14 protein-coding genes are annotated in these 13,813 nt (G+C 61.9%); 12 read left to right on the forward strand and 2 right to left on the reverse strand.

Annotated elements, in window-relative coordinates; genetic code table 11:
- Nucleotide 1: 1 nt before the first annotated feature.
- Complete coding sequence (locus PVT67_RS11145) at nucleotides 2–901, reverse strand: LysR family transcriptional regulator (RefSeq protein WP_301493700.1); 900 nt, start codon at nucleotides 899–901, stop codon at nucleotides 2–4.
- Nucleotides 902–1,005: 104 nt separating this feature from the next.
- Between PVT67_RS11145 and PVT67_RS11150 the strand changes: the two genes are divergently transcribed.
- The gene (locus PVT67_RS11150; RefSeq protein ID WP_301493701.1) at nucleotides 1,006–2,136 is read left to right on the forward strand and encodes an FAD-dependent monooxygenase; all 1,131 of its coding nucleotides are present in this window, start codon (nucleotides 1,006–1,008) and stop codon (nucleotides 2,134–2,136) included.
- A 226-nt stretch (nucleotides 2,137–2,362) separates the two neighbouring features.
- Here the strand turns inward: PVT67_RS11150 and PVT67_RS11155 are convergent, their stop codons facing one another.
- On the reverse strand, nucleotides 2,363–4,102 hold the full coding sequence (locus tag PVT67_RS11155; RefSeq protein WP_301493702.1) for a hypothetical protein: 1,740 nt from the start codon (nucleotides 4,100–4,102) through the stop codon (nucleotides 2,363–2,365).
- 275 nt (nucleotides 4,103–4,377) lie between these two features.
- On the opposite strand from PVT67_RS11155, the gene PVT67_RS11160 reads away from it, so the two are divergent.
- The 11 genes from PVT67_RS11160 (at nucleotide 4,378) to PVT67_RS11210 (ending at nucleotide 13,805) form a co-directional block, all read left to right on the forward strand.
- Nucleotides 4,378–4,863 (forward strand): TspO/MBR family protein, encoded by a 486-nt coding sequence (locus tag PVT67_RS11160; RefSeq protein ID WP_336407730.1) that lies wholly within the window; start codon nucleotides 4,378–4,380, stop codon nucleotides 4,861–4,863.
- 90 nt (nucleotides 4,864–4,953) lie between these two features.
- Complete coding sequence (locus PVT67_RS11165) at nucleotides 4,954–5,406, forward strand: MBOAT family O-acyltransferase (protein ID WP_301493704.1); 453 nt, start codon at nucleotides 4,954–4,956, stop codon at nucleotides 5,404–5,406.
- A 48-nt stretch (nucleotides 5,407–5,454) separates the two neighbouring features.
- Nucleotides 5,455–5,793: a hypothetical protein gene (locus PVT67_RS11170; RefSeq protein ID WP_301493705.1), complete on the forward strand. Its 339-nt coding sequence runs from the start codon at nucleotides 5,455–5,457 to the stop codon at nucleotides 5,791–5,793.
- Between the two features lie 97 nt (nucleotides 5,794–5,890).
- Nucleotides 5,891–7,186 (forward strand): APC family permease, encoded by a 1,296-nt coding sequence (locus PVT67_RS11175; protein WP_301493706.1) that lies wholly within the window; start codon nucleotides 5,891–5,893, stop codon nucleotides 7,184–7,186.
- A gap of 285 nt (nucleotides 7,187–7,471) precedes the next feature.
- Nucleotides 7,472–9,943: an EAL domain-containing protein gene (locus PVT67_RS11180; protein ID WP_301493707.1), complete on the forward strand. Its 2,472-nt coding sequence runs from the start codon at nucleotides 7,472–7,474 to the stop codon at nucleotides 9,941–9,943.
- Nucleotides 9,944–10,005: 62 nt separating this feature from the next.
- On the forward strand, nucleotides 10,006–10,629 hold the full coding sequence (locus PVT67_RS11185; protein WP_301493708.1) for a MarC family protein: 624 nt from the start codon (nucleotides 10,006–10,008) through the stop codon (nucleotides 10,627–10,629).
- Between the two features lie 96 nt (nucleotides 10,630–10,725).
- Nucleotides 10,726–11,136: an LIC_13387 family protein gene (locus PVT67_RS11190; RefSeq protein WP_301493709.1), complete on the forward strand. Its 411-nt coding sequence runs from the start codon at nucleotides 10,726–10,728 to the stop codon at nucleotides 11,134–11,136.
- 25 nt (nucleotides 11,137–11,161) lie between these two features.
- Complete coding sequence (locus tag PVT67_RS11195; protein ID WP_301493710.1) at nucleotides 11,162–11,665, forward strand: protein-tyrosine phosphatase family protein; 504 nt, start codon at nucleotides 11,162–11,164, stop codon at nucleotides 11,663–11,665.
- Nucleotides 11,665–12,060 (forward strand): hypothetical protein, encoded by a 396-nt coding sequence (locus PVT67_RS11200; RefSeq protein ID WP_301493711.1) that lies wholly within the window; start codon nucleotides 11,665–11,667, stop codon nucleotides 12,058–12,060. Before PVT67_RS11195 ends, PVT67_RS11200 begins: the two co-directional genes overlap by 1 nt.
- Nucleotides 12,061–12,174: 114 nt before the next feature.
- Nucleotides 12,175–13,323, forward strand: a complete 1,149-nt coding sequence (locus PVT67_RS11205; RefSeq protein WP_301493712.1) for a GGDEF domain-containing protein — start codon at nucleotides 12,175–12,177, stop codon at nucleotides 13,321–13,323.
- A gap of 80 nt (nucleotides 13,324–13,403) precedes the next feature.
- The gene (locus PVT67_RS11210) at nucleotides 13,404–13,805 is read left to right on the forward strand and encodes a GNAT family N-acetyltransferase (RefSeq protein WP_336407731.1); all 402 of its coding nucleotides are present in this window, start codon (nucleotides 13,404–13,406) and stop codon (nucleotides 13,803–13,805) included.
- Nucleotides 13,806–13,813 lie beyond the last annotated feature (8 nt).

Consider the following 13,813-nt stretch of genomic DNA (forward strand, 5'->3'; position numbering starts at 1 on the left):
CCTAAGCTCCCCTTTTTAGTTCTTCACGATACATATCCATGAGATGCGCCAAGAATGCCCTGACCTTCTCAAGGGGGTATTTACGGCCGGAATAAAAGGCATGGAGTACGAGATCCTCAGGCTCGTACTCGAGGTCGATTTGCACCAGGGTGCCCTTGTCTAGCTCAGCCTGGCAGGCATGAGTGGGCAAGATGGCAAAGCCAAGCCCTTTCAGTGCCGCGGCCTTGGCCATGTTCCCACTGTTGACCTTAAAGCCAGACTGCACCTGGATGCTGTGCCCCTCTTTGAACCGCCAGGGCATGCCTTGCAAGGCGGTCAGGCTGGTGATGCAGGGGCCTTTGCTCAGTTCCTCCAAGGAGCGCGGCAAGGGAACCTGGTCAAGGAGCTGCGGTGCTGCCACTACGGCACTTGGCCAACGCATCACTTCCTTGGCAACCCAGCCGGAATCGTCCAGGGACCCACGGGCAAAACGCAGGATAAGATCAAAGCCTTCCAGCAAGCCTTCAGTGGGGTTGAGCTGGGTATCGCAGCTCAGCTGGATCTGCGGATGCCGCAGGCAAAAGTCGGCGGCCACCTCGGCCAGGAAGGGGATATCCGGCATGATGAGCTTGAGGTGGCCTGACAGGCTGTCGCCGTGCTGGGAGGCTTCTTCCAGGGCGTCATCCAGGGCTTGCGTCAATGGCGCCAGGGACAGATAAAGCTGCTTGCCCGCCGCCGTCGGGATCATCTTGCGGGTGGTGCGCTCCAGCAGTCGCAAATTAAGCTGTTGCTCCAATAAGGCCACATGGCGGCTGACGTTGGAGCTAGGCAATGACAATCGCTCTGCCGCCTTCTTGAAGCTCAGCTGTTCATAAACGGCCTGGAAGCTGAGCAGCCACTGCAGTTCGATCTTATCTATCACCCATTATCCCGCCGAATAGGATTAACAACGCAATGCTAGCATCTTTATCCCGATTAATGGTTTTGTGACTATCCCAGCCGAACTTCACTCAGAGGCAGGGACAGATGAACAACAGCGGCCGCATTGCCATCATTGGCGCAGGCGTAGCGGGGATGGCGCTGGCAATACTGGCGGCGAAGCAAGGCTATCGGGTAAGCCTCTATGAGCGCGATGAGGGCGTCTCCACCATAGGGGCGGGCGTAACCTTGTGGCCTAACGCCGTCTTTGTATTGCAGCAGATGGGATTGGCACAGCAGGTAAAAGCGGTCGGCGGCACGCCCGGCTTTATGCGCCAGTTTGACCGGCATGGCGCCCTGCAAGGCGAATTCGACATTGAAAGGGTCAACGAGCTGAGCGGCTTCCCCAGCGTGACCCTGTTGCGCCGCGATCTGATGGGCATATTGGCCGCTGCGCTGGTGCCTTTAGGCGTGGAAATGCGCTTCGGATGTGCCGTCACGCCGCAGGACATCGACGACTTAAAGCAAGAGTTTGACCTGGTGGTAGGGGCGGACGGACGCATGAACTCGGCCGTACGTCAGTCCCTGTACAACGATGCCCCCTATCCTCGCTACCACGGCTTTATCAACATCATAGGTATCAGCCAGCTGCAACCAGGCGCTTTGGACGACGCCATCATGGATTTTCGCGGCCAGGGCGAGCGCTTTGGCATAGTGCCCATTAAGGCGGGTCTGTGTTTCTGGGCGGCGGCCTGGACTACAGCAGTGGACAAAGAGCGGCCCTTGCCTGGCTGGTATGAAGAGCTGCACCGGCGTTTTCAACACTGGCCAGGCAAGGTACAGGAGGTTCTGGAGGGCTATGAGGAGAGGTCACTCAACCGCATCTTCGTTCACGACCTGGACCCCCTCCCCTACTGGCATAAAGGTAATGTCTTGCTCCTCGGTGATGCGGCCCACGCACCTTTGCCGACGTCGGGCCAGGGGGCATGCCAGGCGTTGGAGGATGCCTGGCATCTTGTCCGCTTGTTAAAGACGGGCGGTGAATTGGAGGACGTTTTGGCCGGTTTTTACCGGCAACGGATCGCCAAGACCACCGCGGCCCAGGCCAGTGGCAGGCAGGTGGCCAAGATGATTTTTGCTGGGTCATCAACGGCGGATACGAAGCCCCCCTCTTCCGCTCCGACGATCTCTGCCGAGCAGCTCAGCCAGTTCTGGATGCAGGGATTGGCTGGGCATTAGCAAGATCCAGCCGCTAAAAGGGGCACGAGATGGCCTCAAACGCGGCCCTCGGTTCATCCAGGATATGTAAAAGCCTGGGTGGCGGGCCGCCCCCCTCAACGAAGGGAGTGTTGGATGCAGTCCATGACAAAACCCGCTCCTGAGAGCCTGGCCATGGCCAGCTTTAGCGGTCGCTTCCCAAAAAGGCGGCCACAGGCCGCCTTGGTATTTGGACTGCCCACATCGGCTAGCCGTTGCTGGTGGCTTCGATGATGGTATTGACGTTGAGCTTGGCGATATTGGGCAGGGTGGCCCTGGCCTGGTTGTTGTCGTTGCTGCCAAAGTCCATCCCCGCCAGTTGGCTGGCCAGGGAATCGGCCACGGCCTGGCCCAGGTCGCTGATGGGGGCAGCGGCGGTGCTGTAGATGGGCTCGCCGAGGATGTTGCTGAAGTCGCTGTCGTCGGTGACGTGGAACTGGATGGAGGCCTGGGCAAAGACGGCGCGCGGGCCAGAGGCCGTGGCCATGAAGCCCACCATCAGGATGATGTGGTCATCAAAGCTGCCCCTTTCGAAATCCACCTTGCAGGTGACCAGCATGCCTGCGTTCTGGCGCATCACCGACAGCTCCTGGTACCAGGTCCGGTAGTCGTAGTCGCCTTGGCGATACTCCACCCTCTGGTTGAGCGCCCCTGTTGTGCCCTGCCACTGCAGCCAGTTGCCCCCCAGCATGCGGGCAACGGCCTGGTGGTCGAAGTTGATGGGGGTGCCACCGCCGGGCTCGCTGCTCGACACCGCCAGGCTGGCCCGCACTATGGTGTGGCAGGCCACAGGTATCATGTAGAAACGGCCGCCGTCGCTTTCGCTCAAGTTCGCGATGACCTGGCAGACCTTGTTGAAGGTCTTGCAGGCGGCGTCGAAGGTCTCGACGAACTCGTTGGCCGCCGCCTCCGAAATACCGGCGGTTTCCAGGGCGCCCACGGCCCCCAGCACTTCGGCGCCGACGTCCACCGTCTTTATGACCCAGGAGGGCACCTGATAGGCCGAGCCGGCCTGCCAGTCCTGGCTCACCTGGATAAGCTCACGGTGGGTGTTGTAGGTCAGCACCAGCTTGGTATGGTCGTCGGTGGAGGCGCTGATGATGTGGTCTATCTGGATGGTCGCTGCCATGGTGTCCACATCGGGATAGTCCACTACCGGGTCGTAGATGCGGTACTGGGCGTCCTGGGTGCGATAACCTATGGCATTGCCGTTCAAGGTGTTGTCGCTGTAGTTGTCGGGATAGAGGGATTTGAAGCGGGACTCGTCCAGCCCCATGGACCAGGATGCCGGTTCACTGGTCGAATAGATGCAGCGAAAGCTCTGGAGCTGGTTACTCCAGTTACCGATGCTCCCCCTTTTTGCGCTGCTGAGATCGCGGTATTCGGTGCTGGGGTGCACCTTGAGCACGTTGCCCTGGTAGTCGGTAGCGTCGTAGACCTCCAGCCAGGCATTGCTACCGGTGGCCAGGGAGCTGATGTTGTTCTTCAAGTCACGGCTGGTGCCGTTGGTGCCGTAGGGGCAGTTGTTCAGATCCCTGGCGTAGTTGGTGCCGTGGTAGATCTTGCAGTCACCCTCGAAATCGGCGTTCTCGGCGAAGATGATTTCGCCGTCTTGCAGATCCAGCTCGGGGCGGGTGGCGCCGCTGGCCCAGAAGCTGGGCTTGTGGTCGTACATCACGAAACTGGAGATCTGGTTGTTCCAGTCACCACCGTCGCGGTTGGTGTGGACCTTGGTCAAATCGTAAATCCTGGTATTGGGGCCCAGCTGCATGGCATCGCCATCGAAGTTCTTGCCCTGGTAGACGATAAGCCAGGTCTCGGAGCCGGTTTCCACTGAGCTGACGCCACTGATGCTGGGGCTGCTTTGGGCCTGGGGCCCTGTGTAGCGGTGCAGCTCACCCTCGTATTCCTGGCTTTTATAAAAATTGACGAACGTGGACGTAGACATGGTTTTCACCTCCGGTTTGTGAAAGGGACAGCCCCCTTTTGTGGGGAGCCATATCCGGTTGCCCTGTCCAGATTGGGCATTCCCTAAGCCTAGGCCCAGTTCTTGAAATGGCTACTGGTCTTTAGGGATGACGGGGCAAGTCCCAATAAGATCTCACCACCATCGGCAAGATCCACCGGCAGGTCCCAGGCGTAAGCCTGACCAACTGAAACCACGCGTGGCCGGCCATGTTCAGCGCCTGTCACCGGTAAAGAAGGGAGTATTGGATGCCGCCCATGACAAAACAAAAGCAGCTCCTGGGGCTGGTCTGTTGGCTGCTGGCGAGCTTTGCCGCTTCGGCCATCGGCGCCCTCGCGTCCATAGAGGCCAAAGCCTTTTACGGCCAACTGACCCAGCCGGGCTGGGCGCCGCCCCCCTGGTTGTTCGGCCCGGTTTGGACAGTGCTCTACGCCCTGATGGGCGTCGCTGCCTGGCTGGTATGGCGGTCAGAGGCGCGCAGCCCCAAGCCTGCCCTCGCCTTGTTCATGGTGCAGCTTGGCCTCAACGCCCTGTGGAGCTGGCTGTTCTTCTCCTGGCACCAGGGCCTTTGGTCCTTCGTCGAGGTGCTGGCGCTGTGGCTGCTGATCCTGGCGACCCTGGTCGCTTTCTGGAAACGGCGCCCCCTGGCGGGTGCGCTGCTGCTGCCCTACCTGCTGTGGGTGGCTTTCGCCTCGGCGCTGACCTTTTCGCTGTGGCAATTGAACCCCCAGTTGCTGGGCTGACGGCGGGGCGGCACCAAAAGGCGCCCTGGACCTGGGGCGCCATAAAGGGTATCCCTGTAGGCATCAAGCTCCTCACCTGACAAGGCCGGCATGCCTGACACCCTTTCCCTGTCCGACTATGTCAAACGCCGCAACGGCTTGCCCCTTGGCGCCCCGGGTTCCATGAGGAACATGCTCAGGCGCTCCCTGGGCGCCGCGTCCTTCCCCGCCTTCTGGCACTACTGGAACCCCATCTGGGGCTACTACCTGTCCCGCCATGTGATGAAGCCGCTCGGCAAGTGGCTGCCGATGTGGTCGGCCATCCTGCTGACCTTCGCCGTCAGCGGCGCCCTGCACGACCTGGCGGTGACACTGGTGAAGTGGCGGCTGACCTGTTTCTTCACTCCCTGGTTTGTGCTGATGGGCGCCGGCGTGCTGGCGGCAAAACAGTTCAACCTGACCTACGGCGGCCGCCCCTGGGCGCTGCGTATGGCCTGCAACCTGGCTTTTGTCGCCTTGAGCCTGGCGTTGACCCTGGGTTTCGAGGCCGCCTATGCTGGTTAGGCCCGCCTCGGCGGCGTACCAGATCCCTTTGAACAGCAGGTGCTTTAGATGACAATCCGCTCACTTTGCCTTATTGCCGGCCTCAGCTTGGTTGCGACGGCCCATGCCGGCCAGCCCCCCATCCTGAAGAACGATCCCAAGCGCCCCGTGGCAGCGATAAGCCGGGATCTGGGGGTTTCAGTGGCGCAATTTGTCGGCTGCTTTGCCAAGGTGAACCCCACCCCGGGCGGCGCCAGGCCCGAGTCCATGGCCAGGGTCCACGCCAACAAGGCGGTGCTGCTTCCCTGCCTGCAGCAGGCCAACCCCAAGATCACCAACGAGATGCTCGACGCCGTCATGGACCGCTACAGGCCAGGCGGCAGGAAAGCCCAGGAGCCCGTCCGCTAGGCCGCTCTGCCTCCGTGGTTTTCACCAGGCCGCTCAAGGACAGCCCAGGCCCAGGGGACTAACCTGAGCAGAGGCTCATCGGCAAAGGGCGGCTGTGATGGCGGCGTCTCTCGGGTTCTGGCGGCTCTGGGCATTGGTGGTCGGCAGCATGATAGGGACGGGGATCTTCCTGCTGCCCTCGGTGTTGGCCCCTTACGGCAGCCTCAGCCTGCTGGGGCTGGCGGTCTCCGGGACCGGCACCCTGCTGATCGCCCTGACCCTGGGCTCCCTGGCCAGGCGCATTCCCGCCGTCGGCGGGCCCTACGCCTACACCCGCTCGGCCCTTGGCGAGCTGCCGGGCTTCCTGGTGGCCTGGGGTTATTGGATCGCCATCTGCACGGCCATACCGGCCATGGCGGTGGCGGCCGTGGGCTACCTCGCCGTCTTCGTGCCCAGGCTGGCCCAGGACCCCATGTTGGGGGCGGCTTCGGCCCTGGCCATCATCTGGCTGCTGACCAGCATCAACCTGGCCGGGGTCCGCTCGGCAGGGATCTTCCAACTGGTCACCACCCTGCTCAAGCTGCTGCCGCTCTTCCTCATCACGGGCTCTGGCCTGCTGCTGGGGGATGCCGGCGCCGTACCGGCACAGAACCCCGGCAACCAATCCTGGCCGGCACTCATATCCACCCTGGCGCTGCTGACCATGTGGCCCTTCCTCGGCTTCGAGGTGGCCACCATTCCCGCCGACGACACCATAGCGCCGAAGAAGAACATCCCCAGGGCACTGCTGGCCGGCACCCTGACCGTCACCCTCGTCTACCTGCTGGCCACCTATGGCCTGATGGCCCTGATCCCGCCTTCAAGACTGGCGGGCTCCAGTTCTCCCTTCGCAGACGCGGCCTCCTTGCTGTTCGGCCCTTGGGGAGCCGATCTGGTTGCCCTGGGGGCCCTCATCTCCATCACCGGCGCCCTCAATGCCACCATCTTGGTGGCCGGCGTGATGCCGAGGGCCATAGCCCTGGAGGGCCTCTTCCCGGCGCGCTTCGCCAGGCTGAACCAGCACCAGGCCCCCGCCTATGCGCTGCTGATCAGCGCCATGGTGGGCTCGGTGCTGATCGTGATGAACCATACCCAGGGCCTGGTCGCCGTCTACCGGATGCTGATAGTGCTCTCAACCCTGACCACGCTGCTGCCCTACGCGGCCTCGGCCGTTGCCGAGCTGGTCTTGCAGCGTCAGGATGCGGCCAAAGGCCGGCGCCACTGGGGAGCCGCAGCCATCGCCACCGCAGCCCTGGCCTTTTCCGTCGTTGCCATCGTCGGCGCCGGCTGGAAGGACGACCTCTATGGCCTTTTGCTGCTGGCCGCGGGCCTGCCCCTCTATTGGCGAGGCAAGCACGTCCAGGTGCCGAGCTAAGTCAACCTGGGGCTTAGCCTTCCGCCCAGGCAAGCCGCCGGTTGGGCAAAGCATCAGGGGCTGTCCAATACCGGAGCCTGACGCCTTTCACAGCCCCCCGCCCTTACCGGCACAGCCTGTGATGAAAGGCTACCGCTTACATTTTTTCGGACAACAAGGGCCCCCAAAAAAGCCTCTGCCAGGGTCACATCATCTATACTTCCAAAACTTCCAAGAAATTCATAAAGATATCCTTTCCCTCGCTATCCCTGAAAGAGCTCAAGGATTTTCAACTGGCTGATAGCAATGCTGAAGAGACTTTTCCCATTACTGCTCCTGCTCTTTTTCTCGGCGGTGAGCGCCGCACAGGACGCCACCAGTGTCGTGATCGACACCTCTCCCCTGGACATCCCCCTAGGTCCGCTGCCGACAGCCATCGTCAGCGACGGCAACAGCGCCCCCTTTTCCCTGGACCGGTACCGGCCTTCCCTCCTGCCTAGCACCAACAGCTATCTCTACCGCCTGGACCTGACAAACCAGCTGCCCGCGAGCCGCCTTAGGCAACTGCACCTGATGATGCTGTCAAACATAGTGCAGCACCTCGAGGTCGGGCTTTTCCGCAACGGCAACCTGGTAAGATCGCAAGCCTTGGGGGTAACCAACCCGGGCACCGCCAGCTCGTTGCAGTTGCCCACTTTTACTTTCGAGGTCAGCGGCGGCAACGACTATTATCTGCTGCTACGCAAGCAGACACCGGGCCCTGGCGCCATTCCCCTGGTACTTGCCGACGACCAAGCCATGGAAAGGCATGTCAAGTTCCGCTACTTCACCTTGGGGATGCTGATATCGGCGCTGCTACTGCTGGCCGCCTACACCACAGCCTTGGGGTCAATCAACCGCGACCGGCGGGCGATCATGTATATCGCCTACTTCCTCTACGTGCTGCTGGCCGTCTCCGTAATGACGGGACTCACCCGGGGCACAGTGCCCTTTGGGGTGCACTTGGCGCTGGTCACCCGTATTCCCCAGATCAACATGGTCGGCGTCGTGATGATCCAGCTGATCTGCTGGGTGTACCTGGATTGCCAACACCGCTTGCCCCAGGTCAAAAAGCCCTTCGCCAGCAGTCTGGCCATCAACACCCTGGTCATGGCGTCGACCTTTTTCCTGTCCGAAAGGGCGGCCTTCTATCCCTTCGTATTCAGCTTCCTGCTGTCAACGGTGACCATTGTCTGGGTGTGTCTGGAGGGCATAAAGCACAACAGCAGGCCGGCCAAGCTGTTCCTCGCCTGCTGGGTGATCATCTGCATCGGCTCTTTCATCAACACCTCGGCCTACATGGGGCTGATTGAGGCGGGTGGCTTCACCCTCAATGCCTACGGCCTGTCCATGGTGCTGGTGCTGTCGATACTGTCGATAGGCATAGGCGACGTCAGCCTTTATCGCTCCTTGCGCAGCACCATCAGGGCCTACCGGGACGGCAGCACGGGCGTGCCCACCTTCGATTACCTGGTAGACCTCTATAAAGAGGATCTCGGTGACCACCTTCGCCGACGCAATGTCGACTGTTGGCTGGTGCTGCTCCGCATCGGTGAATTGGATCGCATCGCGTCCATCTTTGGCATGTCCGTTTCCAAAGAGGCTTACCGACAATTGATGAGAAGGGCCCGTGACGCCCTCAGCCTCCACCCGGCTTGCATCCGGCTGCCTATCACCCCGTCCGAATACGCGACCATGGTCGGCTTCCCAGGCGGGGAGGTTGCGATACTGGCACAAGGCAACCTGAAGGCGGACTTCTTAACCAAGCTGCAGAACACGCTGGAATCTCCGCTCTCCATCGCCGGTATCGAAACCCATGTCAGCATCCAAGCCGGCATAGCCCGCCTCTACGATCCTTCAACCAAGGTGCTCTTCGACCTGGAGGACGCCCACCGCTTGGCGGATACGGCCTTGATCGACGGCACCAAGGCCGGGAACAAGATCGCCTTCGCCTCGTCATCCACACCGGCGGTGCATGGTTCGTCCGCGGCCCTGGCGCGCCGCTTGTACCAGGCCATCGAAGCCGAAGAACTGGCTTTGCACATACAACCTCAATACGGCTTCGAGGGGCAGTTGTTGGGAGGTGAGGTCCTGGTCCGCTGGTTCAGCCCCGATCTCGGCTTTGTGAGCCCCGACGTCTTCATTCCCCTGGCCGAAGACGCCAACATCATTTCCCAGATCACCAGGCAGGTCATCAAGCGCTCCTTCGACTGGCTGGTGCGGTACGACGACGCCCTGCCGCCTGGTTTCGCCCTGTCCATCAACCTGTCGGTCAAGGACTTCAACGAACCCGGACTCTTCGACGACATCCACTCCTACTCGGACTCGCTCCCCCTCAAGCGCGGCCAGGTCACCTTCGAAATCACCGAGACCGCCTCCACCGACAAGCTGGCTTTATTTGTTAAAAACATAAATAAAATCAAAACCCTTGGCTTTAAAGTCGCCCTGGACGACTTCGGCACCGGCCATTCGACCCTGTCCTACATGCAGGCCATGGCCCCGGACGTCGTCAAAATCGACATGGCCTTCATCCGCGACATCGACCAGTCGGCCGTCAACCAGAACATCGTCGAGGCCATTTGCCGCCTGGCAACGGCCGTCAAGGCGACGACCGTTGCCGAGGGGGTGGAAACCGACGCCGAATTACAGACCCTGAAGGCCTTGGGGGTCTCTTATGTCCAAGGGTATCTGCTGGGTAAACCCGTGCCGGCAAAGGATTTTGTCGGCACCTACCTCTAGGCCGCCCTTGCCCAAACAGAGGGCTTGGCACCGATACGCCTCTGCCCACAACGGAGTTCTCCATGCATTCGTTCTACACGCAACTGGTCACCGTCTTCCTCGGCTTCTTCGCCATCATGAACCCCGTCGCCAATACGGCCGCCTTTGCCGGCCTGGTGGGAGACAGGGACAAGAAAGACCAGTACCGCATCGCCGCCAAGGCACTGCTGATCACCTTCGCCGTGATCCTGGCGTTTTCCCTGCTGGGCAAGGCCATCTTCCAGCTGTTCGGCATCACGTTGCCGGCGCTGCGCATCACCGGCGGCATACTGGTGTTCCTGATCGGCTACCACATGCTCAACGGCAGCGGCTCCAAGCTGCACAGCGCCGGCAGCAGCGAGGAAACGGACGTGGCCGTCTCCCCCTTGGCCGTGCCCCTGTTGGCCGGCCCCGGCACCATAGCCACGGCCATGAACTACTCGGCCTCGGGCGGCCTGACCGGCATCGTAGTGACACTGTCGGTCTTCGCCCTGCTCTGTCTTATCACCTTCATCTGCTTTATCTTCAGCGCCAGGATCCTGGCCCTGATCGGCCAGAGCGGCCTGGGTATGGTGACCCGGCTGATGGGCTTGATCCTGGCCGTCATCGGCACCCAGATGGCCATGGCCGGTGTGCTGGCTTTCATCAAGCTGCCGGGCATGGCCTGACCGGGGAAAGGGCCAGCTCTGTTGAACAGGCCCCTTGACCTGTGCATGGCACTGGCCCAATCCTCTACCACCAAGGCATCAAAGGAATGACACTGCATGGCCCAAATACTGCTGATCGCCGGCGCCGCCATCTTCGGCATCCTGGGGACTATCCACCTGCTCTACACCTTTTTCACCGAGAAGTTCAGCCCCTATGACAGGGCCGTGGCCGACGCCATGAAAAGCACCTCGCCACGCCTGACCAAGGAAACCAGCATCTGGCGGGCCTGGATCGGCTTCAACGCCAGCCACAGCCTGGGCGCCATGCTGCTGGCGGCCGTCTATATCCCCCTGGCGGCGGGCCACTTTGCCCTGATCGCCGGCTCCCTCTGGTTTTCCCTGCTGCCGGTGGTGCTAAGCGCCGCTTACCTCTACCTGGCCAAGCAGTACTGGTTCAGGGTGCCCTTCTTCGGCATCCTTATCTCCCTGCTCTGTTTCGTGGGCGCGGCCTGGCTGGCCAACAGCTGAGCGCCCTGTCGCATAAGGATGACCCATGCAAAAGATTTTCTGGCTAAGGGAAGCCCGGCTCGCCGGCCGCTCCGGGCCCAACCTCGACCCCTGGGAGCTGCCGCAGTTCAAGGAAGCCGGCTTCGCCGCCATCCTCAGCGTCAATGACGGCGAGATGGTCCACGGCAGCCAGATTGAGGCCCTCGGCATGGCCTACGCCAATATCCCCATGTCGCCCAACGCCCCCATCCGCCCCGGTGACAAGGCGCAGTGCCTGGCGAACCTGCCCCAGGCGCTGGCCTTTATCGAAAGCCAGTTCGAGGCCGGCCCAGTGCTGGTCCACTGCCGGTCGGGTAAGGACAGGACGGGCCTGGTGCTGGCCGCCAGCCTGATGGCCTTCGAAGGCCTTGGCGTCGAAGAAGCCATGGACGAGGTGTTCAAGGTGCGGGACATCGCCTTCAGCGCCGAAGGCTGGGTGCCCTTCGCCAGGGAGGTACTGGCTGCCTTTGCCGAGCAGCGCCAGGCAGCGCGCTGCGTCGGGGTGGCCTGATGGAACGCCCCATCGCCCTTATCCCCCTGCTCCTTGCCTTTAGCCTGCCGGCCATGGCGGCGTCCCTCGATATCAGCAAGCTGGTCGGCATCTGGGGCAACTCCGAAGACGGCGGAAAAACCTTCTGGGGCTACGACCAATACCTTGCCGACGGCAGCACCAAATCCTGGGGTACGGTGCCGAATTCCGAGTTCAGTTACGAGATAGAAGGACGGTACGAAATAAAGGAAAAGTTCGGCACTCTCAGCTGTGTCACCGTCACCAAGACCTCGGCTCCTGCCTTGGTGCCGGTCGGCAGCCGCATCTGCGATACCCTTATCGACATCAACGACAAGACTTTCGTCTTCAAGAGTGACGAAGGCGAAGTGACCACCCTCTACCGGCAATCCCAGTAGCCCAGCCCTTTGCGCCTGGGCGATCCCGGTGCCATATAAGAGAGTCGGGATCAATCACGGACAGGGAAGTGGCGGGGCCTGGAATGCAGGGTCCCCTTGCATGAAGGGCTTGCCATGCAGCCGTTCGACCAGGTCCAGCTCATCGGCTCGACCGTCTATTTCGTCTTTTCCCTGCTCTTCCTCTGGCTGAGCCGGGTGCCGCGGACGCCAGCCGGCCCAGGCTGGTGGTCGGCCGCCATCTTCAGCGCCCTGCTCTCCAGGCTTTCCCTGCTGTTACTGCCAAGCCTTGCCAGCCCCCAGTTGGCCGAGGCCGCCTACGGCGCCCTGACGATGCTGGAAAAGCTGTTCCTGGTGACCGGCGCCCTGAAGTGCTTCGGCCTGGACAGGCAACTGCCGCTGATCCGCTGGCCTGTGCTGCTGGCCCTGCTGTGGCTGGTCCTGGCCCGGCTCCTTGGCCTTGCCCCCCAGGAACAGGCCCTGGGGGTGGGCGCCTTCCACGCCTATGCGCTCTTTCTCCTGGCCTGGTTCAGCGTCAGGCAGCGCCATTTCTTGGCGGGCCCCATGCTGCTGTTCACCGCCCTGTTCAGCGGCCTCCTTGGCCTGCACTGGCTCAGCTACCCCCTGCTGCGCTTCGACACCGCCTGGGGGACCTGGGGCTTCCTGGCCGGGTCCGCCCTGAACCTGCTCCTGTACCTGACGCTGCTGGCCCTGATACTGCAACGCTTCGAAAAGCGGCTGCTGGACGCCGAGCAGAAGGCCCTGGATATGGCCTACCACGACCCCCTGACCGGCCTCAACAACCAGCGCTACATGACGCTGCTGTTCGACCAGGCGCTGCTGCTGGCCACCCGCCCCCACCAGTTCCTGGCGGTGCTCTATATCGATCTCGACAACTTCAAACCCATCAACGACAACGCCGGCCACAAGGTGGGGGACGCCGTGCTAAAGGAGGTGGCCAAGCGGCTGCTCGAGCATTGCCGCAGCACCGACATCTGCGCCCGCATCGGCGGCGACGAGTTCGTGGTGCTCGCCACCCAGCTCGACAGCGAACCCCAGATCCACAAGGTGGCAGACAAGCTGCTCAAGCAGCTTTCGGCCCCTGTCCTGGTGGGCGGCAAGGCCTACCAACTGGGAGCCAGCATAGGGATCAGCCTCTATCCCCAGCACGGCGACCAGCTGCAGCAGCTGATGGACAGAGCCGACGCCGCCATGTACCAGATAAAGAAAAGCGGCAAGAGCGGCTACCGGTTGTTCGAGGCCTGAAGGGCATTCCAAGGGGCGCCGCCTTGGCCTTAAGATAGGGAGCTTGAAGCCAAGCGGCTGTTTTTTAAAAGGACATAGTGGTGATTCAATACAGGGTCAATGATCCCATCAGCACCGAAGACTTCATCGACATACTGAACCGCTCGACCCTGGGGGAACGCCGCCCCTTGGAAGACAGGGCCTGCATGGAGGCCATGGTCCGGCACGGCAACCTCTGCGTCACCGCCTGGGACGGCGATCTCCTGGTGGGCCTGGCCCGCTCGGTGACCGACTTCCATTACGCCTGTTACCTGTCCGAACTGGCGGTGGACAGCCGCTACCAGAAGGGCGGCATCGGCAAGGCCCTTATCCACCACACCAAGGCACAGCTCGGCCCCCATTGCTGGCTGACCCTGATAGCGGCGCCGGCCGCCAGGGACTACTATCCCCACATCGGCCTGGAAAGGAACCCTGACTGCTGGGAGCAGCCACCGGCGCCCTGATCCCCTAA

The organism is Gallaecimonas kandeliae (genome assembly GCF_030450055.1).
In the GTDB taxonomy this organism is placed as follows: domain Bacteria; phylum Pseudomonadota; class Gammaproteobacteria; order Enterobacterales; family Gallaecimonadaceae; genus Gallaecimonas; species Gallaecimonas kandeliae.